The sequence below is a fragment of the Streptomyces sp. Root1304 genome (genome assembly GCF_001426405.1).
Lineage (GTDB): Bacteria > Actinomycetota > Actinomycetes > Streptomycetales > Streptomycetaceae > Streptomyces.
Map to the genome: position 1 here is coordinate 133,328 of NZ_LMEP01000005.1, position 23,346 is coordinate 156,673.

Below are 23,346 nucleotides of genomic sequence, written 5' to 3' on the forward strand. Positions count from 1 at the left end.
CCCACGGGTCGATCACAGCTTCGCCGACTCTCCGTAGCATGGAAGTGACGGAGGGGGACGGACATGGGGGAAGCGCGCGGCCTGGCGCGAGTGGGGAGCAGGGTGGCTTCGGGGGTCTCCTGGGGCGCCTGGCCCTCACGGGAGGCGCTCACCCGCCTGGGGGTGCCCCGGGGACGCGTCGTCCTCGACCACTGCATGATCGCCGGCCTGAGCGTTCTGGTGCTGACCGGCTGTTACACCTCGGGGGCGTTCCACGGCTGGTACGCGCCCGTGCCACCCATCGGGTTCGGACTCTGTGTGGTGGCGGCCCTGCGCTATCACCACACGACTCTGGATCACCGGGTGGCGGCGTCGCTGGGACTCCTCTCGGTGATAGCCCTCTGCGGCCTGGGGGCCTACGCGGCCGGTGCGCCGACGTCCGCCACCGTGCTGTGGATAGTCGTCTCGGTCATGGCCATGGAGCGACTGCCGCTCCCGATGGGCCTGGCCACCGTGGCGGTGCTCGTCGCCGGCTTCGTGGAGGCCGACGAGACCGGGGTGCTCGGAGCGGGCATCACCACCGCGGCCGTGCTCCTCGCGGGATACTCGCTGCGGCTGGACGCCCAGGCGCGGGGTGCGGGCTTCCAACTGCTCGCCCAGGAGCGGCTGGCCCGGGAGGCGGAGGCCGCGTCGGCGGCGCTCGCCGAGCGGGCCAGGATCGCCCGCGAGATACATGACGTGCTCGCCCACAGCCTTTCCGCGCAGATGGTGCACCTGGAGGTGGCACGGCTCCAGATCGAGTCGGGGGCGGAGCGGGCCGAGATCCTCAAGCTCGTGACCTCGGCCCGAGCGATGGCGCGGGAGGGCCTGGCCGAGACGCGGCACGCACTGTCGGCCCTGCGCGGCGACATGGTGCCCGTCGAGGACTACCTGCGGGAGCTGGCGCGGGAGGGCAGAGCCCAGGTCGATGTCACCGGCCGGCGCCGCGACCTGCCCGCCGAGGCCTCCCAGGCGGTACGACGAGTGGCGCAGGAGGCCCTCACCAATGTCCTCAAGCACGCCCCGGGAGCCCGGACGCGGATCCGACTCGCCTACGAGACCGACCAGGTCTCCCTGGAGATACGCGACTCCGGGCCACCGGCCGCGGCCGAGGGCGGCCGGGACGGGCTCGGCTCGACGGGCTCGGGGTACGGCCTGCGTGGGATGAGGGAGCGCGCCGAACTGCTCGGGGGCAGCCTCGACGCGGGGCCCGAGGGCCCGGGGTTCGCGGTGCGACTGCGGGTGCCGGCATGAGCGCCCCGGGAGCGGAGGAGCCCGTGGCCCGGGAGGGGGCGCGTGGGGCTGTTGTGCGGGTGGTGGTGGCTGACGACCAGGCCGTTGTGCGCGAGGGGATCGTGATGCTGCTGGGACTGCTTCCCGGAGTCGAGGTCGTGGGGGCGGCCCGGGACGGGGAGGAGGCGGTCGCGCTGACCGCGGAACTCGGGCCCGACGTGGTGCTGATGGACCTGCGGATGCCTCGCTGCGACGGGGTCGAGGCCACGCGCCGGATCCGGGAGCAGCACCCCGGGACGGAGGTCGTCGTGCTCACGACGTATGCCGATGACGACTCGTTGTTCCCCGCGCTGCGGGCCGGGGCGCGAGGGTACCTCACCAAGGACGCGGGCGGGGAGGAGATCGTGCGGGCCCTGAGGGACGTGACCGACGGGCGGGCGGGGCTCTCGCCCGGTGTGCAGCGGCGGCTGCTGGAGCAGTTGTTGGAGCGGGGGACGGGGCCCGCGGGGGAGCCAATGGGAGGTGCTCCCGTGCCCGGTCGTGGGCGGCCGGAGTCGGGGCAGGGGGTACCGGGGGCCTCAGGGGCGCCGAGGGACGGTGGGGAAGGGGCGGCGGTGCCTGAGGGTGTCGGCGGGCTTTCCGGTGCCCAGGCCGACGGGCTGACGGAGCGGGAGACGGAGGTGATCGTGTTGGTCGCGGACGGGCTCTCCAATCAGGAGATCGCGAGCCGGCTGCGGATCTCCACGGCCACGGTGAAGACCCATATCAACAACCTCTTCGCGAAGACGGGGGTACGCGACCGGGCACAGGCGGTGCGGTACGCATATCAGCACGGTCTGGTCAGGGCACCTGGGAGAAGAGTCACCTGATGGGGTGAACAGAGGGAGGAGAAGAGTCCGGGATCTTCCCGCTCTGTCCATCCTTGGGCACGCGGCCGAAACGGTTCGCTGACAAGGAGAGTTGGTCGGTGGAGCAGGTGGACAAGCAGGAGGGGCTCGACGCATCGGCGATGCGGGTCGACGACCCCTGGTACGGCGCGACGGCCTCCGGCTGGGAGGACGGACAGGACGCCGGAATGCCCGGCGAGAGCGGTCCGCATGTTCCGGGACGTCCGGACGCGGTGCCGCGACAGCGGGTCCACAGCGCGGCGGAGATCTATCTGGAAGTGCAGCGGAGCCCGGCGTTCCAGGAAGTGCGGGGCCGGTACCGCAGGTTCGTCTTCCCGGCCACCCTCGCGTTCCTGCTCTGGTACCTCGCCTATGTGGTCGCGGCGACCGCGGCGCCGGGCTTCATGGCCCGGCCCGTCGCCGGGGCGGTGAACGTCGCGATGATCGCCGGACTGGGGCAGTTCCTCAGCACCTTCCTGCTGACCTGGGCGTATGCGCGGCACGCGCGGCTGCGCAGAGATCGGGCGGCGCTGGAACTGCGCTGGGACACCCAGGAGATGACCCGAGGGGTGGTGCAGCCGTGACCCGGGACCACCAGACGCTGGCGCTCGTCCTGTTCAGCGTCTTCGTCGCCGTCACACTGGGGATCACCACCTGGGTGAGCCGCAACCGGCACGGGTCGGCGGAGGAGTTCTACGCGGGGGGCAGGCTGTTCTCGCCCCTGGAGAACGGCTTCGCCATCGCCGGCGACTACATGTCCGCGGCCTCGTTCCTCGGGATCTCGGGGCTGATCGCGCTCTACGGCTACGACGGCATGCTGTACTCCGTCGGATTCCTGGTCGCGTGGCTCGTCGTTCTGCTGCTGGTGGCCGAACTGGTCCGGAACTGCGGGCGTTTCACCCTGGCGGACGTCGTGGCCGCGCGGATGGCCGAGCGGCCGGTGCGGATCGCCGCGGGGACGTCCTCGGTGGCCGTCTCCGTGCTGTACCTGGTGGCCCAGATGGTGGGTGCCGGAAGCCTGGTCGCGCTGCTGCTCGGCGGGTCCAGCGAAGCGGCCCGCTCCTGGACGGTGGTCGGAGTGGGCGCGCTGATGGTGATCTACGTGTCGCTCGGCGGCATGCGGGCCACCACCTGGATCCAGATCGTCAAGGCGGTCCTGCTCATGGCGGGCACGATCGCGCTGACCGTCCTCGTCCTGCTCCGGTTCCACGGCGATGTGAACAACCTGCTGTCCACCGCGGCCGAGCGCAGCGGCCACGGCATGGGGTTCCTCGCACCGGGGCTCCGGTACGGCGGGGACTGGACGGCGCGGCTCGACTTCATCAGCCTCGGACTCGCCCTGGTCCTGGGGACGGCCGGGCTGCCGCATATCCTGTCGCGCTTCTACACCGTGCCGACTGCGCGGGCCGCCCGTCGGTCCGTCGTCTGGTCCATCGGGCTCATCGGAAGCTTCTACCTGATGACCATCGTGCTCGGCTTCGGCGCGGCGGCGCTGATCGGCCCCGACGAGGTCCGCGCGTCCAACGCGTCCGGGAACACGGCCGTTCCGCTGCTGGCCCTCGATCTCGGCGGCGGCGCGGGTTCCACCGGTGGCACGGTGCTCTTCGCGGTCGTGGCGGCCGTGGCGTTCGCCACGATCCTCGCCGTGGTCGCGGGGATCACGCTCGCCTCCTCGGCCTCCGTCGCCCACGATCTCTACACCTCGCTGCGCCGCCGGCATGCCAAGCAGTACAGCGAGGTGACCGTGGCGCGGGTCGCGGCGGCGGGGATCGGCGCCGCCGCCATCGGACTCGGGCTGCTCGCCCGCGACCTCAATGTGGCGTTCCTCGTCGGTCTGGCCTTCGCCGTCGCGGCCTCCGCCAATCTGCCGGTGCTGCTGTACTCGCTGTTCTGGCGGAAGTTCACGACCCCGGGGGCGGTCTGGTCGGTGTACGGCGGTCTGATCCCCGCGGTGCTGCTGGTCCTGGTGTCGCCGGTGGTCTCCGGCAGTCCCGAGGCACTGTTCCCGGGCGTCGACTTCCACGTCTTCCCGTTGCAGAACCCCGGGGTGGTGTCCATCCCGCTCGGGTTCCTCGCGGGCTGGATCGGGACGGTCATGTCGACGGAGCCGCCGGACGAGGCACGGCACGCGGAGACCGAGGTGAGGGCGCTGACCGGGGCGGGAGCCGTCTGACGGCCCGGGCCCGGACGTCAGCCGGTGGTGGGCGGGGAGGCCGTCCAGGCGTAGCGGTGTTCGGGGCGGCCGGTTTCGCCGTAGCGGAGTGAGAGGCGTACCCGGCCGGTGCGTTCGAGAAGTTTCAGGTAGCGCTGGGCCGTCTGGCGGCTGACTCCCGCGCGTTCGGCGATCTCCTGAGCGGACAGGGGGCCCGCGGCGGCGAGCAGCACCTGCCGGACCAGTTCGGCGGTGGTGGGGGAGTGGCCCTTGGGGAGGTCGGGGGCGACGGAGCCGGCCGACAGGACGCCGAAGATCCGGTCCACCTCGGCCTGTTCCGCCTCGCCGCCGCTCTCCAGGGTGTCGCGGAGCTTCGCGTACGCCTCCAGCTTGGTGCGCAGGCCGGCGAAGTTGAACGGCTTGACCAGGTACTGGAGGGCGCCGTGGCGCATCGCGGCCTGGACGGTGGCCACGTCGCGGGCGGCGGTCACCATGATCACGTCGCACTGGTGGCCGCGGGCGCGGAGTTCCCGTACGGCGGCGAGGCCGTTCTCGTCCGGCAGGTAGTGGTCGAGGAGGATCAGGTCCACCGGCTGCGCGGCGAGGACGGCGAGCGCCTCGGCGGTCGAGTGGGCGGTGGCGGCGACCCGGAAGCCGGGCACCTTGGCGACGTAGGCGGCGTTGATCCGGGCGACCAGGACGTCGTCGTCCACCACGAGCACGTCGATCATCGTGTCTCCTCGACGGGACCGGGAGCCTCGGCGGGCCGCCCTGGAGCCGTGATCGGGTCGGCAAGGGCGGCCGTGACCGGTTCCGTGAGCGGGTCGGTGAGCGGTTCCGGTTCGGTCAGGGCGTCCGGGAGCACGACGGTGAACTCGGCGCCGCCCTCGGGACCGTCCGTCACCCCGGCGGCGCCGCCCCGACGCTCGGCGAGGCGGCGTACCAGGGGGAGTCCGAGCCCCCGCTTCCCGTGCGCCGGAAGCGCCTTTGTCGACCAGCCCTCGGTGAAGATCAGCTCGCGACGGTCCTCGGGGACACCGGGGCCACTGTCCGTGACCCGCAGCACGACCGTACGGCCCTCGGTGCGGAAGGCGACGTCGATACGGGCGCCGGGGGTGCCGGCGACGGCGTCCAGGGCGTTGTCGACGAGGTTGCCGACGACGGTGACCAGTTCGCGGGGGTCGACGAGCCGGTCCGGGAGCAGCGAGTCCGGGGTGAGCCGCAGCGAGACGCCCCGCTCGGCGGCGACGGTGGCCTTGCCGACCAGGAGCGCGGCGAGCAGCGGGTCGTGGACCTTCTCCGTCACCTGCTCGGCGGTGGCCCGGTGCACGCCGACCACCTCCGTGACGAACTCGACCGCCTCCTCGTGCATCTCCAGTTCGAGGAGGCCGAGGAGGGTGTGCATCCGGTTGGCGTGTTCGTGGTCCTGGGCGCGGAGGGCGTCGATCAGGCCCCGGGTGGAGTCCAGCTCGCGCCCCAGGCGCTCCAGCTCGGTGCGGTCGCGGAGGGTCGCGACGGCACCGCCGTCGTCCGTCGGCATGCGGTTGGCGATCAGGACCCGCTGTCCCTGGACGGTGAGCAGGTCCTCGCCGGTCACCCGGCCCGCGAGGACATCCGCGGTGCGACCGTCCCCGAGGAGCTCGTCGAGCGGCCGGCCCGCGGCCTCGGGGCCGAGGCCGAGCAGCCGCTGCGCCTCGTCGTTCATGAGCCGTACGGAGCCGTTGCGGTCCAGGGCCACGACTCCTTCGCGGATGCCGTGCAGCATCGCCTCGCGTTCGGTGAGCAGCGCGGAGATGTCGGAGAAGGCCAGGTCGTGGGTCTGCCGCTGGAGACGGCGGGAGATCAGGTACGCGGCCAGGGCGCCGGCGGCGAGCGCTCCGCCCGCGTAGGCGAGGAGACCGGGGATCGCGGCGAGGAGGCGGTCGCGGACGCTGTCGTACTCGATGCCGACGGAGACCGCGCCGACGATCCGGCCGTCGGCGTCGCGCAGGGGCATCTTGCCGCGCGCCGAGCGGCCCAGGGTGCCGCTGTCGATCTCCATCACCTCGTGGCCGGCGAGGACGTCGCTCGGGTCGGTCGAGACGATCCTGCCGATCTCGCGGGGGTCGGTGTGGGACCAGCGCACGCCTCGGGTGTCCATGACGACGACGTACTCGGCGCCCGTGGAGGTACGGATCCGCTCGGCCTCCGTCTGTACCGGGCCGCGCGCGGAGGGCGGCGTGCCGGTGAGGTCCGCGGCGAGCCGGGGCGACGCGGTGGTACCCGCGATGGCCAGCGCCCGCCGCATGGCCTGGTCGTCGAGCTGGGCGCTCAGTGGGGCCAGGAAGAGGCCGGTCGCGAGCACGGTCACGCCGGTGGCGATGGCCAGCTGCATCAGCAGGACCTGCGAGAACACCCGCCGGGGCCAGCCGAACCGCCGACGGCGCGCGCGGGGGCGCGGGGGGCTGGTCTGTGCGGGGCTCATGCGGGAAACGGTAAGCGGCCGCGCCCCGTGACCGGAAATGGCGCAGGGCGGGAGGGGCGCTGGGGCGGGTGGGCGACGGCCGGGAGAAGGGCGGCCGGCCGCCGTCTGCCGCGCGTGGGCGGTGGGGGCCGCTGTGGTTGTCGGGGCCGGTGGGTCGGGTGGGGTGTGTGGCCCGTCTGCCGCCCGGCCCGGTTCCTCGTTTCCGTGGCCGCCCGCAGGGGTGCCGTGGCCGTCGCGTCCCCAGGGGCCGCCGGGTGGGTGCCTATTCTGGGGGTTTCCCCGCGGCCGTGGGGGGTGAAGGAAGCGGAGGCACGTCCCTTGAGTACGCAGCAGATTCCCGTGGTCGTTCTGGCCGGGTTCCTCGGGGCCGGGAAGACCACGCTCCTCAACCATCTGCTGCGCAGCGCCCGGGGGACCCGTATCGGCGTCATGGTCAACGACTTCGGTGACATCGGCATCGACGCGATGACCGTCGCCGGGCAGGCCGGCTCCACCGTGTCGCTCGGCAACGGCTGCCTGTGCTGCGCCGTCGACGCGAGCGAGTTGGACGAGTACCTGGAGGTGCTCACCCGCCCCGAGTCCCGGCTCGACGTGATCGTGATCGAGGCGAGCGGACTCGCCGAGCCGGAGGAACTGGTCCGCATGGTGCTGGCCAGCGAGAACGAGCGGGTCGTGTACGGCGGGCTGGTCCAGGTCGTCGACGCGGCCGAGTTCTCCGCCACCCGGCGGCGGCACCCCGGGACCGACCGGCACCTCGCCCTCGCCGACCTCGTCGTCGTCAACAAGGCCGACCGGGTGGGCGCGGACGAGCTGCGGAGCGTACGGGAGGCGGTGGCCGGGCTCGCCGGGCGGGCCGCCGTGGTCGAGGCCTCCCACGGGCGCGTGGATCCGGAGCTGCTCTTCGACCGGGTCGTTCCGGAGGACGAGATCGAGGGGCAGATGTCGATCGAGGACATCCTGTACGGCTCCGAGGAGGACGGTCACGCCCATCCGCACGCGGCCTACGAGAGCCTCTCGGTGACGGCCTCGACCCCGCTGCACCCGCGCCGTCTGATGGGCTTCCTCGACTCGCGCCCCGAAGGCCTCTACCGGATCAAGGGCTTCGTCGACTTCGGCGCCGCCGACCCGGACAACCGCTACACCGTGCACGCGGTCGGCCGTTTCCTGCGCTTCTACCCCGAGCCCTGGCCCGCCGGCGAGGAACGCCTCACCCAGCTCGTGCTGATCGGCTCCGGCGTCGACGCGGCCGGACTGCGCAAGGAGCTCGCCTCCTGCGAGCTGGACGGCCCGCAGGACGCCCCCGACGAACACGGCATGTGGGGCGTCCTGCGGTACGTACGGCAGACGGAGGAGGAGCCGGGGCAGGAGCCGGAGGCGTCCTGACCCACCGGCCCCCTCCGGCCCCTCCCTCTCCGCTCCGGTCTAGCTCGCCGGGCCCGCCACCACGTCGACCGGCTGCGGGAGCGGTGTCCCCGAACCGTCGCGGCGCGGGTCCGCCTCCGGGAGGGACACCGGGGCGCCGCTCTTCTGGGCGGCGCGGGCCGGGGTCGTACCCGCCCAGGCCATGATCAGCACGTCCTCGCCCTTCAGGAAGCGCTGGCAGCGGACACCGCCGGTCGCGCGCCCCTTGCGCGGGTACTGGTCGAAGGGCGTCAGCTTCGCCGACGTACCCGCCGACGAGTCCAGGGTGCCCGTGGAGCCCGCGACGGTGAAGACGACGGCGTCCGCCGCCGGGTCGACCGCCGAGAACGAGAGCACCTCGGCGCCCGCCGTCAGCTTGACGCCCGCCATGCCGCCCGCCGGCCGGCCCTGGGGCCGTACCTGCGAGGCCGGGTACCGGAGCAGCTGGGCGTCGGAGGTGATGAAGACCAGGTCCTCCTCGCCGGTCCGCAGCTCGGTCGCGCCGACGATCCGGTCACCCTCCTTGAGGGTGATGACCTCCAGCTCGTCCTTGTTCGCCGGGTAGTCCGGGACCACCCGCTTCACCACGCCCTGGAGCGTGCCGAGGGCGAGCCCCGGCGACGACTCGTCGAGCGTCGTGAGACAGATCACCGTCTCGTCCGTCTCCAGGGACAGGAACTCGGAGAGCGGCGCGCCGCCCGCCAGGTTGGGGGCGCTCGCCGTGTCCGGGAGCTGCGGCAGGTCGATCACCGCGACCCGCAGCAGCCGGCCGGCCGAGGTCACCGCGCCGACGTCGCCGCGCTGGGTGGCGGCCACCGCCGACAGGATCACGTCGTGCTTGACGCGGGGCGCCTCCGGGTCGACCGCGGGCAGCTCCGCCGTCGCCGTACGGGCCAGGAGGCCGGTGGAGGAGAGCAGCACCCGGCAGGGGTCGTCCGCGACCTCCAGGGACACGGCGGCGACGGGCGCGCCCGCCGACTCCAGGAGGACCGTCCGCCGGTCCGTGGCGAACTTCTTGGCGATCCCGGCCAGTTCCGCCGAGACCAGCTTGCGCAGCTCCGCGTCGGAGTCGAGGATGCCGGTCAGCTCGTCGATCTCGCCGTTGAGCCGGTCGCGCTCGGTCTCCAGTTCCATGCGGTCGAACCTGGTGAGGCGGCGCAGCGGGGTGTCCAGGATGTACTGGGTCTGGATCTCGCTCAGCGAGAAGCGCTCGATCAGGCGCTCCTTGGCCTGCGCCGAGTTCTCGCTCTCCCGGATCAGCCGGATGACCTCGTCGATGTCGAGCAGCGCGACGAGCAGGCCCTCGACCAGGTGGAGCCGGTCGCTCTTCTTGGTGCGGCGGAACTCGGAGCGGCGCCTGACGACCTCGAAGCGGTGGTCGAGGTAGACCTCCAGGAGCTCCTTGAGGCCGAGGGTGAGGGGCTGTCCGTCGACCAGCGCCACGTTGTTGATGCCGAAGGACTCCTCCATCGGCGTCAGCTTGTAGAGCTGCTCCAGGACCGCCTCGGGCACGAAGCCGTTCTTGATCTCGATGACCAGACGCAGGCCGTGGCTGCGGTCGGTGAGGTCCTTGACGTCCGCGATGCCCTGGAGCTTCTTGGAACCGACCAGGTCCTTGATCTTGGAGATGACCTTCTCGGGGCCGACCGTGAAGGGCAGCTCGGTCACGACGATGCCCTTGCGGCGGGCCGTGACGGTCTCCACGCTCGTCGTGGCGCGGATCTTGAACGAGCCGCGGCCCGACTCGTACGCGTCCTTGATGCCGGACAGGCCGACGATCCGGCCGCCGGTCGGCAGGTCGGGGCCGGGCACGAAGCGCATCAGCGTCTCGAGGTCGGCTGCCGGGTGGCGGATCAGATGGCGGGCGGCCGCGATGACCTCGCCGAGGTTGTGCGGGGGCATGTTGGTCGCCATGCCGACCGCGATTCCGGACGCGCCGTTGACCAGCAGGTTCGGGTACGCGGCGGGGAGCGCGACCGGCTCCCGCTCCTGGCCGTCGTAGTTCGGGGCGAAGTCGACCGTGTCCTCGTCGATGGACTCGGTCATGAGCAGCGCGGCCGGGGCCATCCGCGACTCGGTGTACCGCATGGCGGCCGGCGGGTCGTCGTTCCCGAGGGAACCGAAGTTCCCGTGGCCGTCGACGAGCGGCAGGCGCATGGAGAAGGGCTGCGCCATGCGGACCATCGCGTCGTAGATCGACGCGTCGCCGTGCGGGTGGAGCTTGCCCATCACCTCGCCGACGACACGGGCGCACTTGACGAAGCCGCGGTCGGGGCGGAGCCCCATCTCGCCCATCTGGTAGACGATGCGGCGCTGGACGGGCTTCATGCCGTCCCGGGCGTCGGGCAGGGCGCGCGAGTAGATCACCGAGTACGCGTACTCGAGGAAGGAGCCCTGCATCTCGTCGACGACGTCGATGTCGAGGATTCGCTCCTCGAACGCGTCGTCCGGCGGCGGTGTCTTCGTGCTGCGGCGGGCCATCGCGGCTGCGGCTCCTTCACCAACAAGGTTGATCTGACGCGGACCATTGTGGACCGTGCCACCGACAACGCCGACCGCGACCCGGAAGAGGGACATCTGGAAGGGGCGGGAACTTCGCCAGGTGTCGGCGCGCTTGCATACAGTGGCAGGACTTTTTCACATCGCGATCGAAGGGACGTACATGCCCATGGGTCACACGGCCACGGCCGAGGCCGGCTCCGGCGGCCTGACAGCGACCGAGCACCGGTTGGCGAACGGCCTGCGCGTGGTGCTCTCGGAGGACCACCTGACCCCGGTCGCCGCGGTCTGCCTCTGGTACGACGTCGGCTCGCGCCACGAGGTCGAGGGCCGCACCGGTCTCGCCCACCTCTTCGAGCACCTGATGTTCCAGGGCTCGAAGCAGGTCCACGGGAACGGGCACTTCGAGCTGGTGCAGGGCGCCGGCGGCTCGCTCAACGGCACGACGAGCTTCGAGCGCACCAACTACTTCGAGACCATGCCCACGCACCAGCTGGAGCTCGCGCTCTGGCTGGAGGCCGACCGCATGGGCTCGCTGCTCGCCGCCCTGGACGACGAGTCCATGGAGAACCAGCGGGACGTCGTCAAGAACGAGCGCCGCCAGCGCTACGACAACGTGCCGTACGGCACGGCCTTCGAGAAGCTGACCGCCCTCGCCTACCCGGAGGGCCACCCGTACCACCACACCCCGATCGGCTCCATGGCCGACCTGGACGCGGCCACCCTGGAGGACGCGCGGAACTTCTTCCGCACGTACTACGCCCCGAACAACGCGGTGCTGTCCGTGGTCGGCGACATCGACCCGGAGCAGACCCTCGCCTGGGTCGAGAAGTACTTCGGCTCCATCCCCGGCCACGACGGCAAGCCCGCACCGCGCTCCGGCGACCTCCCCGAGGTCATCGGCGAGCAGTTGCGCGAGGTCGTCGAGGAGGAGGTCCCGGCCCGCGCGCTGATGGCCGCCTACCGGCTGCCGCACGACGGCACGCGCGAGTGCGACGCCGCCGACCTGGCCCTGACGGTGCTCGGCGGCGGGGAGTCCTCCCGCCTGCACAACCGGCTGGTCCGCCGGGACCGCACGGCCGTCGCCGCCGGCTTCGGCCTGCTGCGGCTCGCCGGGGCGCCCTCGCTCGGCTGGCTGGACGTCAAGACCTCCGGAGGTGTCGAGGTCCCGCAGATCGAGGCGGCCGTCGACGAGGAGCTGGCCCGGTTCGCCGCCGAGGGCCCCACGCCGGAGGAGATGGAGCGCGCGCAGGCGCAGTTGGAGCGCGAGTGGCTCGACCGGCTCGGCACCGTCGCGGGCCGCGCCGACGAACTGTGCCGCTTCGCCGTGCTGTTCGGCGACCCGCAGCTCGCCCTGACGGCCGTGGACCGCGTCCTGGACATCACCGCCGACGAGGTGCGGGCGGCCGCCGCGGCCAAGCTGCGCCCCGACAACCGCGCGGTGCTGGTCTACGAGCCCCTGGCGACCGAACAGAGCGAGAGCGACAGCGACGAGGAAGAGGGGGCGGACCGGTGACCGACACTGCCGCGTCTTTGACGAGCATGGACTTCCACCCGCAGCCGGCGCCCGGTGTCGCCCGCCCCTGGGCCTTCCCGGCCCCGGAGCGCGGCGCCCTGGACAACGGTCTGACGCTCCTCACCAGCCACCGTCCCGGCCAGCAGGTCGTGGCCGTGGAGATCTTCCTGCCGGCCCCGCTGGACGCCGAGCCCGCCGGGCTCGACGGCGTCGCCACCATCATGGCCCGGGCGCTCTCCGAGGGCACCGACCAGCACAGCGCCGAGGAGTTCGCGGCGGAGCTGGAGCGCTGCGGCGCCACGCTCGACGCGCACGCGGACCACCCGGGAGTACGGGTCTCCCTGGAGGTCCCGGTCTCCCGGCTGCAGAAGGCGCTGGGGCTGCTCTCCGAGGCCCTGATCGCCCCGGCGTTCCTGGACACCGAGGTCGAGCGGCTGGTCCGCAACCGGCTGGACGAGATCCCGCACGAGACGGCCAACCCGGCCCGCCGTGCCGCGAAGCAGCTCTCCAAGGAGCTGTTCCCGGCCGCGTCCCGGATGTCCCGGCCGCGCCAGGGCACGGAGGAGACCGTCGAGGCGATCGACGCCGCCGCCGTCCGCGCCTTCTACGAGGCGCACGTCCGGCCCGCGACGGCCACCGCCGTGGTCGTCGGCGACCTGACCGGCGTCGACCTGGACAAGGTTCTCGCCGAGACCCTGGGCGCCTGGACCGGCGAGCCGGCCGAGCCGCTCCCGATGCCGCCGATCACCGCGGACGACACCGGACGGGTCGTCATCGTGGACCGTCCCGGCGCCGTCCAGACGCAGTTGCTGATCGGCCGCATCGGCGCCGACCGGCACGCCCGTGTCTGGCCGGCCCAGGTCCTGGGCACGTACTGCCTCGGTGGCACCCTCACCTCGCGGCTGGACCGGGTCCTGCGCGAGGAGAAGGGCTACACCTACGGCGTGCGCGCCTTCGGGCAGGTGCTCCGTTCCGACGCCGAGGGGAACGGTGCCGCGATGCTCGCCATCAGCGGTTCCATCGACACCCCCAACACGGGTCCGGCTCTTGACGACCTGTGGAAGGTGCTGCGCACCCTGGCCGCCGAGGGGCTCACGGACGCGGAGCGCGAGACGGCCGTGCAGAACCTGGTGGGCGTCGCGCCGCTCAAGTACGAGACGGCCGCCTCCGTCGCCGGGACGCTCGCGGACCAGGTCGAGCAGCACCTCCCGGACGACTACCAGGCGCAGTTGTACGCGCGCCTGGCCGAGACCGGCACGGTCGAGGCGACCGCTGCCGTGGTCAACGCCTTCCCGGTGGACCGGCTCGTCACGGTGCTGGTGGGTGACGCGGCGGAGATCGCGGAGCCGGTGCGCGCGCTCGGCATCGGCGAAGTGACGGTCGTGACCGGCTGATTCCGGTCGCCGAACCGGCAACGGAGAACCCCGACGGCATGGTTCGTCGGGGTTCTCCGTTTTGTCCGTATTGATGGTCAAGTCTCATCGTATGCCCTGTGGCATGTCTTACAAAAAGCGTGTCTGGTTGGTGATCGACAGGCGATCCGCATAGCGTCGGTGCGGCTGTTCGTCAGTTGCACGTGCCGCATCCGCGGCATCGGACAGTCATCGCCGAGTCCCCGTCAGGCGCGAGCCTGGGGAGCCGGGGACCCACACGTAGTCCCTGGGGTGAATCGGGCGCCTTCGTCTCGACGGAGGGGCTCGTAGGAGACCTTCCTGCTCCGAACCCGTCAGCTAACCCGGTAGGCGAGAAGGAAGGAAAGGACCAGCCCCTCCATGGCGTTCACCCGTGCCACCGGGAAGCATCGTGCTCCGAGCCGGACGGCGCGCCGCACGGCGGGCATCGCCGGCGTCGCCACGCTCGCCACCACCGGCGTCATCGGAACCCTCGCCTCCCCGGCGCTCGCCGCCGAGGACAACCGCTCCGTCGAGGACACCGGCCTCACCCGGGTCATCACCGAGGACTCCCTCGCGGACCGGCTCAACGCCCAGGCCGACGCCCAGGACCGGGAGGCCTTCGAGGCCGCCGCCAAGGCGAAGGCCCAGGCCGAGGCGAAGCGCAAGGCCGAGGCCCGCGCCAAGGAGATCCGCGAGGCCAAGGAGCGCGCCGCCCGCGAGGCCGAGCGCCGCCGCCTGGCCTCCTTCCAGCTCCCCGTCGACGGCTCGTACGTCTCCACCGGCTACAAGACCGGCGGTTCGCTCTGGTCTTCCGGCAGCCACTCCGGCATCGACTTCCACGCCGCCTACGGCAGCAACGTCGTCTCCGTCGGCTCCGGCACCGTCGTCGAGGCCGGCTGGGGCGGCGCGTACGGCAACAACATCGTCATCCGGATGAACGACGGCACGTACACCCAGTACGGTCACCTGTCCTCCATCGGGGTCTACGTCGGCCAGAGCGTCGAGCCCGGCCAGCACATAGGCGTCTCCGGCTCGACCGGCAACTCGACCGGCCCGCACCTCCACTTCGAGGCGCGCACGAGCCCCGACTACGGCTCGGACATCAACCCGCTGGCCTACCTGCGTGCCCGCGGCGTCAACGTCTGACACCGACCTCACGCATCACAAAAGCCCCGGCTCGTGCTGAGCCGGGGCTTTTCGTCGGTCAAAAGCCCTTCATATTCCGTGCGGCCATCGGAAATACCGGCGGGCTGCAATAGAGTCGCAGATCGGGCGCGGAACAGGCGCCGATCGAATTGTCTCGCGCGACCAAGGCGGAGGTCGGACATGCGCATTCCCGCGCACTCGGTGTGCACGGCGATCCGGGACGACATCGTCTCCGGAGTCTTCGAGCGGGGGAGCCGGCTGACCGAGGACCAGCTCGCCCGGCGGTACGGGGTCTCCCGCGTCCCGGTCCGTGAGGCGCTGCGCACCCTGGAGTCCGAGGGCTTCGTCGTGACCCGCCGCCACGCGGGCGCGCAGGTCGCCGAGCCCACCGATCTTGAGGCGGCCGATCTGCTCGACATGCGGGCGCTGCTCGAACCGCTGGGGGCGGCGCGGGCGGCCCAGCGGCGCACGGAGGCCCATCTCAAGGTCCTCCGCGGCCTGGTCAGGCTGGGGCAGGAGCGGGCCGGGCGCGGCCAGGGCGAGGATCTGCGCTCGCTCGGCGGCTGGTTCCACGAGACGCTCGCGCAGGCCTCCGGGAGTCCGGCGCTGACGGCGCTGCTCACCCAGCTGCGGCACAAGATCGCCTGGATGTACGCGGTCGAGCTGCCCGAGCGGCCGGTGGAGGCCTGGGCCGAGCACGGCGCGATCGTGGACGCCGTGGCGCGGGGCGACGCCGAGCGGGCGAGGGCGCTGACGGCCCTGCACGCGGAGCGCTCGCGGGCGCTGCACCGGCTCAAGAGGCCGGACCGCGGCCGTGTGAGGGTTTCGCAACATGTCGTCAACACGGCGAGTGCCCGGAATTAACGCGCGCACCGTATACAAAGAACAGGAATTCGGCGGGGCTATTTCGGGGTGCCCGTCATTCGGCTTGCCGTCGTCCGTTCTTTCGCGCTGCCAGGAAATCGGGCGGCATGCGACAGGGCGGGAAGCCCGGCGGAACGCGAAAGGCCGTGTCCGCCGGGATTCCGGCGGACACGGCCCTTCGTCGTACGGGGCGGGTCGGGTCGACCCGGATCAGACGGTCTCGGGGAGCTCGTCCAGGCCTTCCGCGACCAGCTTCGCCAGACGGTCCAGCGCGACCTCGGCGCCGTCGGCCTCCGAAGCGAGGACGATCTCCTCGCCGCCCTGCGCGCCCAGGCCGAGCACCGCGAGCATGGAGGCGGCGTTCACGGGCGTGCCGTCGGACTTGGCGATCGTCACCGGAACGCCGGAAGCCGTGGCGGCACGGACGAAGATGGACGCGGGGCGGGCGTGCAGGCCCTCGGCCCAGCCGACGTTGACGCGGCGCTCAGCCATGGTGTTGCCCTTCAAGTCTTAAGCGGTTGTCTAGACCAGTCTCTCACGGGATGCTCCGTGCTCGTGCCGACCTCGGACCCGGACCGGACCGCCTTCGGGCCCTTCCGCGCCGCGTCCGGCGTGCTCCCACCTTGCACGGCACACCCCCGCCGCGCGACTGCTGTCACGGCCGTGTCGCGACTGCTGTTTCGGCCGGTAGGGGGACCGGGGCACGGCCGGTGCGCAGGCGGCGTCGCGGCCGGTGCCGCGGCGGGGGCGCGGCCGTAGGCTGACCCCATGCAGAGCGCGTCGGAGCAGTCGGAAGTGGCGGACCACCCGGACCACAGCTACCCCGACCACTGGGAAGCGGACGTGGTCCTGCGCGACGGGGGCACCGCGCGCATCAGGCCCATCACGGCCGACGACGCCGAGCGGCTCGTCAGCTTCTACGAGCAGGTCTCGGACGAGTCGAAGTACTACCGCTTCTTCGCCCCCTATCCGCGGCTCTCCGCCAAGGACGTGCACCGCTTCACCCACCACGACTTCGTGGACCGGGTGGGCCTCGCGGCGACCGTCGGCGGCGAGTTCATCGCCACCGTCCGCTACGACCGCATCGACGACCGCGGGCTGCCCGCCTCCGCCCCCGCCGACGAGGCCGAGGTCGCCTTCCTCGTCCAGGACGCCCACCAGGGGCGCGGAGTCGCCTCCGCCCTGCTCGAACACATCGCGGCCGTCGCGCGCGAGCGGGACATCCGGCGCTTCGCCGCCGAGGTGCTGCCCGCCAACACCAAGATGATCAAGGTCTTCACGGACGCGGGCTACACCCAGAAGCGCAGCTTCGAGGACGGGTCCGTACGCCTCCACCTCGACCTCGAACCCACCGACCGCTCGCTCGCCGTGCAGCGCGCCCGGGAACAGCGGGCCGAGGCGCGCTCCGTGCAGCGCCTCCTCACCCCCGGGTCCGTGGCCGTCGTCGGCGCCGGGCGCGCCCCGGGGGGCGTCGGCCGGACGGTGCTCCGCAACCTCCTCGGCGCGGGATTCACCGGACGCGCGTACGCGGTCAACGCGGCGCTGGGGGAGGGGGCCGCCGACGCTCCCGCGGACGGGAGCGCGGCCGCTGCCGCGGAGTTCGACGGCGTCCCCGCGTACCCCTCCGTCGGCGCCATCGGCGAACCCGTCGACCTCGCGATCATCGCCGTCCCCGCCGAACGGGTGCCGGAGGCCGTCGCCGACTGCGGCGAGCACGGGGTGCGGGGACTCGTCGTCCTCTCCGCCGGATACGCCGAGAGCGGGGCCGCCGGACGCGAGCGCCAGCGGGAGCTCGTACGCCAGGCCCGTTCGTACGGCATGCGGATCATCGGACCGAACGCCTTCGGGATCATCAACACCGCCCCCGACGTCCGCCTCAACGCCTCCCTCGCCCCGCAGATGCCGGCCGCCGGGCGGATCGGGCTCTTCACCCAGTCCGGCGCGATCGGCATCGCGCTCCTCGCCGGGCTCCATCGGCGGGGCGCGGGGCTCTCCTCCTTCATCTCGGCCGGCAACCGCGCGGACGTCTCCGGCAACGACTTCCTCCAGCACTGGTACGACGATCCCGGGACCGATGTCGTCCTCCTCTATCTGGAGTCCATCGGCAACCCGCGGAAGTTCACCCGCCTCGCCCGCCGTACCGCCGCCGTCAAGCCGGTCGTGGTCGTCAAGGGCGCCCGGCACAGCGGCAGCGCCCCGCCCGGCCACCGCGTCCCGGTCACCCGCATCCCGCACGCCACGGTCTCCGCGCTGCTCCGGCAGGCGGGCGTCATCCGAGTCGACACCGTCACGGAGCTGGTGGACGCCGGGCTGCTGCTCGCCGCGCAGCCGCTGCCCGCCGGGCCGCGGGTCGCGATCCTCGGCAACTCCGAGTCCCTCGGCCTCCTCACGTACGACGCCTGCCTCACCGAAGGGCTGCGCCCGCTGCGCCCGCTCGACCTGACGACGTCGGCGGTGCCCGCGGACTTCCGGGACGCGCTGGCGGCGGCGCTGGCCGACGAGACCTCGGACGCGGTCGTCGTGAACGCGATTCCCTGGGTCGGGGAGAACGGCGCCACCGAGTTCGGCGACGGGGAGGTCCTCGCCGCCGCGCTCCGGGAGGCGGTCGCCTCCGCCCCGGCCCCGACGAAGCCGGTCGTCGTCGTCCACGTCGAGATGGGCGGCCTCGCGGAGGCCCTGGCGGTCGCGACGAGCACGCGGCCGGGACGGGCGGCGGGGGCGGTGACGGGGCTGCGGGCCGCGACGCCGCGGACGCATGGTCGGACCGTGGCTTCGGCCGGTGCCGGGGAAGCGCTGCCGCCGACACCGGAGCGGGCGGCGCCGGGATCCGGCCGGGCCTCCAACGGTCCCGGGCGGACACCCACCGGTCCGGACCGGGCGGACGCCGGCCCCGGGGAGCCCTCCACCGCTCCGGACCGGGCGGACGCCGGCCCCGCGGAGCCCTCCACCGGCCCCGACCAGGCGCCCCCCACCACCCTCCCCGCCTACCCCGCCGCCGAGCGGGCCGTGCGGGCGCTGGCCGAGGCCGTGCGGTACGGGCAGTGGCGGCGGCAGGCGGCCGAGCCGGGGCGGGTGCCCGCGTACGAGGACATCGACGAGGTCGGGGCCGCCGCCCTCATCGAGCGGGTGCTCGGCGGCGCGGAGGCCGATGCCCGGGGAGTGACGCTCGGCGCCGAGCAGGCCGGGGAACTGCTCGCGCGGTACGGGATCGCCGTCCTGCCGACGCTGCCCGCGCCGACCCCCGACGCGGCCGTCGCCGCGGCCGGCCGGCTCGGCTACCCGGTGGCCCTCAAGACGACCGCACCGCACCTCCGCCACCGCCCGGACCTCGGGGGCGTACGGCTGGACCTGGCGACGGAGCAGCAGCTCCGGACGGCGTACGCGGAGCTGACCGAGGTCCTCGGCAAGCCGGAGGAGCTCCAGCCGGTCGTCCAGGCGATGGTGCCCCGGGGCGTCGACACGGTCGTGCGCTCCGCGATCGACCCGGCCGTCGGCGCGGTGCTGTCCTTCGGGCTCTCGGGCGCGGCGTCGGAACTGCTCGGCGATGTCGCCCACCGGCTGGTTCCTGCCACGGACCGGGACGCCGCCGAACTGATCCGTTCCCTCCGTACCGCGCCGCTGCTCTTCGGCTGGCGCGGCTCCGCCCCGGTCGACACCCCGGCCCTGGAGGAGGTCCTGCTCAGGGTCTCCCGGCTCGTCGACGACCACCCCGAGGTGGTCGCCGTCTCCCTGGAACCGGTGGTCGTGGCCCCCCGGGGCCTCTCCGTCCTCGGCGCCACGGTCCGCCTGGCCCCAGCGTCACCCCGCACCGACCTCGGCCCCCGCAGCCTGCCGAACTACTGACCCGCCGATCCGTTCCCCCGGAGCGGGCGGAGGACCGACCGGAGCGCCCGACCCCCGGGCCGACCCCGCGGTCACGCCCCCTCCCGCCCCGAGGGAGTCAGATGTCACAGCCCCCGCGCTCCCGAACCGCCCGGTGCCCTTCGCAATCGGCCAAGGCGTCCTCGCGTACGGATTAGGATGGAGTCCATGGCAAAGAGCGGTACGACGACCCAGGGGCTGCGCGCGGCGATCGAGCGCAGCGGCTACTACCCGGCCCTCGTGGCCGAGGCGGTGGAGGCCGCTGTCGGCGGTGAGGCCGTCGCGTCGTACGTGGTGCACCAGGAGACCACCTTCGACGCGAACGAGGTCCGGCGGCACGTGACCGTCCTCGTCCTGACGCCGCACCGCTTCATCGTCAGCCACACCGACGAGCAGGCCGCCGACACCAGCTCCCCGACGCCGTACGCCACGACCTCCACCGAGTCCGTGAAGCTCGACCGGATCTCGTCGGTCGTCGTCAGCCGGGTGGTCGCCAATCCGGAGTCGTACACGCCGGGCACCCTGCCCCGCGAGGTCGTCCTCACCATCGGCTGGGGCGCCGTCTCCCGGATCGACCTGGAGCCGGCCGCCTGCGGCGACCCCAACTGCGACGCCGACCACGGCTACACCGGCAACGCCACCGCCGACGACCTCAGCCTGCGCGTGAGCGACGCCGGGGACGGCCCGGACACCGTCCGGCAGACCCTCGCCTTCGCCCAGGCCCTCTCCGAAGCCATCGCGGCCACCGCCGCCCCCACCCGCTGATGGTGCAGCCGACCGCCGTGACCCACGGCTGGCCCGACGACCCGGTCCCGCTCGCCCCGGAGACCGCGCCGGTCCCCGAGTACACCTTCGGCTCCCTCGGCGACGTGCTGCCGACGCTGGTCGCCGGGCAGGGCGTGCCCGGTTTCTCGCCGCGCATCGCCGAGCTGACGCCGGCCGACCGCAACTGCGTCTTCCTGATCGACGGGCTCGGCTGGGAGCAGATCCGGGCCCACCCGGACGAGGCCCCGTACCTGACCTCGCTCCTCGGTTCCTCCCGCGGCGGTACGGGCCGCCCGGTCACCGCCGGGTTCCCCGCCACCACCGCGACCTCGCTGGCCTCCGTCGGCACCGGCCGCTACCCGGGCACCCACGGGCTCCCCGGCTACACCGTGCGCAACCCGGACACCGGCGAACTGATGAACCAGCTCCGCTGGAAGCCCTGGACCTCGCCGCAGGTCTGGCAGCCGTACCCCACCGTCTTCCGGCTCGCCCACGAGGCCGGGATCCACACCGCCCAGGTGTCGTCCCCGATCTTCGCGCAGACGCCGCTCACCAAGGTCGCGCTCAGCGGCGGAACGTTTCACGGGCGGCTCTCCGGCGAGGAGCGCATGGACTTCGCCGCCGAGCAGCTCGCCGCCGGCGACCGCTCGCTGGTCTACACGTACTACAGCGAACTCGACGGCGCCGGACACCGCTTCGGCATCGACTCCGACGCCTGGCGCGGCCAGCTGATGTTCGTCGACCGGCTCGTGCAGCGGCTCGCCGAGCAGCTGCCGCCCCGGGCCGCGCTGTACGTCACGGCGGACCACGGCATGGTCGACATCCCCTTCGACGAGCAGCACCGCATCGACTTCGACGAGGACTGGGAGCTGCGCGCCGGCGTCGCCCTCCTCGGCGGCGAGGGACGTGCCCGGCACGTCTACGCGGTGCCCGGCGCCGAGGCGGACGTCCTCACCTGCTGGCGCGAGGTGATCGGCGAGCAGTTCTGGGTGGCGAGCCGCGACGAGGCCATCTCGCTCGGCTGGTTCGGCGACGAGATCGACGAGCGGGTGTACGGCCGGATCGGCGACGTCGTCGCCGCGGCCCACGACGACGTGGCGATCACCGCCTCCGTCAACGAGCCCCACGAGTCCGCGATGGTCGGCATGCACGGGTCCATGACCCCCGCCGAGCAGCTCGTTCCGCTGCTCGAAGTCCGTTCCTGACCCCGCGCCGGACACTCTCCCCTCCCACGACCTGAAAGGTCCCCGACCCGTCATGCCCGAGCTGGTCTTCTTCTCCGGAACCATGGACTGCGGGAAGAGCACCCTGGCGCTCCAGATCGCCCACAACCGCGACGCGCGGGGGCTCCAGGGCGTGATCTTCACCCGTGACGACCGGGCGGGCGAGGGCAAGCTGTCCTCCCGGCTCGGCCTGGTGACGGAGGCGGTCGAGGCCCCCCGGGACATGGACGTGTACGCGTACCTCGTCGCGCAGCTCTCCCAGGGCGGCAAGGCCGACTACGTGATCGTGGACGAGGCGCAGTTCCTCGCCCCCGAGCAGATCGACCAGCTCGCGCGGATCGTCGACGACCTCGGGCTCGACGTCTTCGCCTTCGGCATCACGACGGACTTCCGGACCAAGCTCTTCCCCGGCTCGCAGCGGCTGATCGAGCTGGCCGACCGCATCGAGCAGCTCCAGGTCGAGGCCCTGTGCTGGTGCGGCGCCCGCGCCACCCACAACGCCCGTACGGTCGGCGGCGTGATGGTCGTCGAGGGCGAGCAGGTCGTCGTCGGCGACGTGAACCGCCCGGCGGAGGAGATCGGCTACGAGGTCCTCTGCCGCCGACACCACCGCCGCCGCATGACCTCGGCCTCCGCCCACGCGGGCGCCCTCTCCCCGGACGTCCTGCCGGTCAACGGCTGACGCCCGGCCGCACTCACCCGGACGGCCCCGCCGGTCAGCGGTGGCCGCCCGGCCCCGGGAGCCGTCAGCGGCGGGAGCCGCTCCCGGGCTCCCGCGACGCGACCCCGGCCGCCGTCGTGCCGTACGCCGCAGCCAGCAGCGCCGGCAGCGCGACCGGGTCGACCTCGTACGTCTGCGTGCCCACGGCGGCCAGCGCCAGCGACGCCGTCACCGAGCCCGTCCGCGCGCACCGCACCGCGTCCAGGCCCGCCGCCAGCGCGGCCAGATAGCCCGCGCGGAACGCGTCCCCGCCCCCCGTCGGGTCGGCGACCGAGACCGTCGGAGCCGCGGCCACCTCCAGCGGAGGCTCCCCGGCGCGCTCGATCCGGCTGCCCTTCTCCCCGAGCGTGGTCACCCAGGTGCCGACCCGGCCCAGGACCTCGTCCCGGGTCCAGCCGGTCTTCCGCAGCAGCAGTTCGTGCTCGTACTCGTTGGTGAACAAGTGGTCGGCGCCGTCGACCAGTTCACGGATCTCCGGCCCGTCGAGACGGGCCAGCTGCTGCGACGGATCGGCCATGAAGCGCAGCCCGGCCGACCGGCACGCACGGGTGTGCCGGAGCATCGCCGCCGGGTCGTCCGCGCCGATCAGTACGAGGTCCACGCCGGCGCCCGTGACCTCCGCGAGGTCGATCGCGGACGCCTCCGCCATCGCGCCCGGGTAGAAGGACGCGAGCTGGTTGCCCTCCGGGTCGGTGGTGCACAGGAAGCGGGCCGTGTGGCGGGTCTCCGAGACCCGTACGCCGGCGGTGTCCACGCCCGCGGCGGCCAGCCGGTCCCCGTACGGGGCGAAGTCGGCGCCGACCGCTCCCACGAGCAGCGGGCGGTGGCCCAGCAGGGCCAGACCGTACGCGATGTTGGCGGCGACCCCGCCCTCCCGGATCTCCAGGTCGTCCACCAGGAAGGACAACGACACCCGGTCCAGCCGGTCGGCGAGCAGCTGGTCGGTGATGCGGCCGGGGAAGGTCATCAGGTGGTCGGTGGCGATGGAGCCGGTGACCGCGATCCTCGTCCGGGAGCCCTCCGTCGTGGTCCGCACGTCACAGCCCCGCCGCGGTCCGCAGCGCGTCCACCCGGTCCGTGCGCTCCCAGGTGAACTCCGGCAGTTCGCGGCCGAAGTGGCCGTACGCCGCCGTCTTCGCGTAGATCGGGCGCTTGAGGTCCAGGTCGCGGATGATCGCCGCCGGGCGGAGGTCGAAGACCTC

Annotated in this window: 19 protein-coding genes and 1 riboswitch; of the genes, 13 read left to right on the forward strand and 6 right to left on the reverse strand. The window is 72.9% G+C overall.

Features of this window, described 5'->3' with window-relative positions; genetic code table 11:
* The first annotated feature begins 102 nt into the window (after positions 1-102).
* The 4 genes from ASD33_RS09460 to ASD33_RS09475 all read left to right on the forward strand — a co-directional run bounded on the left by ASD33_RS09460 (position 103) and on the right by ASD33_RS09475 (position 4,311).
* Entirely contained in the window at positions 103-1,272 is a 1,170-nt protein-coding gene (locus ASD33_RS09460; RefSeq protein WP_242426885.1) for a histidine kinase, read from the forward strand.
* On the forward strand, positions 1,269-2,120 hold the full coding sequence (locus ASD33_RS09465) for a response regulator transcription factor (protein WP_056556502.1): 852 nt from the start codon (positions 1,269-1,271) through the stop codon (positions 2,118-2,120). Before ASD33_RS09460 ends, ASD33_RS09465 begins: the two co-directional genes overlap by 4 nt.
* A 140-nt stretch (positions 2,121-2,260) precedes the next feature.
* A complete protein-coding gene (locus tag ASD33_RS09470; RefSeq protein WP_056556992.1) occupies positions 2,261-2,722 on the forward strand; it encodes a DUF485 domain-containing protein in 462 nt (153 codons plus the stop codon).
* The gene (locus ASD33_RS09475) at positions 2,719-4,311 is read left to right on the forward strand and encodes a cation acetate symporter (RefSeq protein ID WP_056556505.1); all 1,593 of its coding nucleotides are present in this window, start codon (positions 2,719-2,721) and stop codon (positions 4,309-4,311) included. The genes ASD33_RS09470 and ASD33_RS09475 overlap by 4 nt, the downstream gene beginning before the upstream one ends.
* A gap of 17 nt (positions 4,312-4,328) precedes the next feature.
* Here the strand turns inward: ASD33_RS09475 and ASD33_RS09480 are convergent, their stop codons facing one another.
* Both ASD33_RS09480 and ASD33_RS09485 read right to left on the reverse strand, forming a co-directional pair.
* Entirely contained in the window at positions 4,329-5,021 is a 693-nt protein-coding gene (locus tag ASD33_RS09480; RefSeq protein ID WP_056556508.1) for a response regulator, read from the reverse strand.
* The gene (locus tag ASD33_RS09485) at positions 5,018-6,754 is read right to left on the reverse strand and encodes a sensor histidine kinase (RefSeq protein ID WP_056556511.1); all 1,737 of its coding nucleotides are present in this window, start codon (positions 6,752-6,754) and stop codon (positions 5,018-5,020) included. Before ASD33_RS09485 ends, ASD33_RS09480 begins: the two co-directional genes overlap by 4 nt.
* Before the next feature lie 318 nt (positions 6,755-7,072).
* Here ASD33_RS09485 and ASD33_RS09490 point away from each other — a divergent pair, with 318 nt between their 5' ends.
* Positions 7,073-8,137 carry a GTP-binding protein gene (locus tag ASD33_RS09490; protein ID WP_056556515.1) on the forward strand — a complete coding sequence of 355 codons (1,065 nt, stop codon included), beginning with the start codon at positions 7,073-7,075 and terminating at the stop codon, positions 8,135-8,137.
* 39 nt (positions 8,138-8,176) lie between these two features.
* On the opposite strand, the gene ASD33_RS09495 is transcribed toward ASD33_RS09490, so the two are convergent.
* Positions 8,177-10,636: a DNA topoisomerase IV subunit A gene (locus ASD33_RS09495; RefSeq protein ID WP_056556517.1), complete on the reverse strand. Its 2,460-nt coding sequence runs from the start codon at positions 10,634-10,636 to the stop codon at positions 8,177-8,179.
* 181 nt (positions 10,637-10,817) lie between these two features.
* Between ASD33_RS09495 and ASD33_RS09500 the strand changes: the two genes are divergently transcribed.
* The 4 genes from ASD33_RS09500 to ASD33_RS09515 all read left to right on the forward strand — a co-directional run bounded on the left by ASD33_RS09500 (position 10,818) and on the right by ASD33_RS09515 (position 15,574).
* Positions 10,818-12,170, forward strand: a complete 1,353-nt coding sequence (locus ASD33_RS09500; RefSeq protein WP_079044669.1) for a pitrilysin family protein — start codon at positions 10,818-10,820, stop codon at positions 12,168-12,170.
* Positions 12,171-12,196: 26 nt separating this feature from the next.
* Positions 12,197-13,564 (forward strand): pitrilysin family protein, encoded by a 1,368-nt coding sequence (locus tag ASD33_RS09505; protein WP_056556524.1) that lies wholly within the window; start codon positions 12,197-12,199, stop codon positions 13,562-13,564.
* 201 nt (positions 13,565-13,765) lie between these two features.
* Positions 13,766-13,930: riboswitch (cyclic di-AMP (ydaO/yuaA leader) on the forward strand.
* A 12-nt stretch (positions 13,931-13,942) separates the two neighbouring features.
* Positions 13,943-14,710 carry a M23 family metallopeptidase gene (locus tag ASD33_RS09510; protein WP_056556527.1) on the forward strand — a complete coding sequence of 256 codons (768 nt, stop codon included), beginning with the start codon at positions 13,943-13,945 and terminating at the stop codon, positions 14,708-14,710.
* 180 nt (positions 14,711-14,890) lie between these two features.
* A complete protein-coding gene (locus tag ASD33_RS09515) occupies positions 14,891-15,574 on the forward strand; it encodes a GntR family transcriptional regulator (protein ID WP_056556530.1) in 684 nt (227 codons plus the stop codon).
* A gap of 210 nt (positions 15,575-15,784) precedes the next feature.
* Here the strand turns inward: ASD33_RS09515 and ASD33_RS09520 are convergent, their stop codons facing one another.
* Positions 15,785-16,066 (reverse strand): HPr family phosphocarrier protein, encoded by a 282-nt coding sequence (locus ASD33_RS09520; RefSeq protein ID WP_024754966.1) that lies wholly within the window; start codon positions 16,064-16,066, stop codon positions 15,785-15,787.
* A 276-nt stretch (positions 16,067-16,342) separates the two neighbouring features.
* Between ASD33_RS09520 and ASD33_RS09525 the strand changes: the two genes are divergently transcribed.
* The 4 genes from ASD33_RS09525 (at position 16,343) to ASD33_RS09540 (ending at position 22,105) form a co-directional block, all read left to right on the forward strand.
* The gene (locus ASD33_RS09525; protein WP_056556533.1) at positions 16,343-19,417 is read left to right on the forward strand and encodes a GNAT family N-acetyltransferase; all 3,075 of its coding nucleotides are present in this window, start codon (positions 16,343-16,345) and stop codon (positions 19,415-19,417) included.
* Between the two features lie 186 nt (positions 19,418-19,603).
* The gene (locus ASD33_RS09530; RefSeq protein WP_056556995.1) at positions 19,604-20,200 is read left to right on the forward strand and encodes a DUF5998 family protein; all 597 of its coding nucleotides are present in this window, start codon (positions 19,604-19,606) and stop codon (positions 20,198-20,200) included.
* Positions 20,200-21,405 carry a nucleotide pyrophosphatase/phosphodiesterase family protein gene (locus tag ASD33_RS09535; RefSeq protein WP_056556535.1) on the forward strand — a complete coding sequence of 402 codons (1,206 nt, stop codon included), beginning with the start codon at positions 20,200-20,202 and terminating at the stop codon, positions 21,403-21,405. Before ASD33_RS09530 ends, ASD33_RS09535 begins: the two co-directional genes overlap by 1 nt.
* Positions 21,406-21,457: 52 nt before the next feature.
* Entirely contained in the window at positions 21,458-22,105 is a 648-nt protein-coding gene (locus tag ASD33_RS09540; RefSeq protein WP_056556538.1) for a thymidine kinase, read from the forward strand.
* A gap of 64 nt (positions 22,106-22,169) precedes the next feature.
* Here the strand turns inward: ASD33_RS09540 and ASD33_RS09545 are convergent, their stop codons facing one another.
* Both ASD33_RS09545 and ASD33_RS36195 read right to left on the reverse strand, forming a co-directional pair.
* The gene (locus ASD33_RS09545; RefSeq protein WP_199863500.1) at positions 22,170-23,111 is read right to left on the reverse strand and encodes a carbohydrate kinase family protein; all 942 of its coding nucleotides are present in this window, start codon (positions 23,109-23,111) and stop codon (positions 22,170-22,172) included.
* A 70-nt stretch (positions 23,112-23,181) separates the two neighbouring features.
* Positions 23,182-23,346: methionine adenosyltransferase domain-containing protein (locus tag ASD33_RS36195; RefSeq protein ID WP_242427074.1), on the reverse strand; the 165-nt coding region annotated here is incomplete at its 5' end.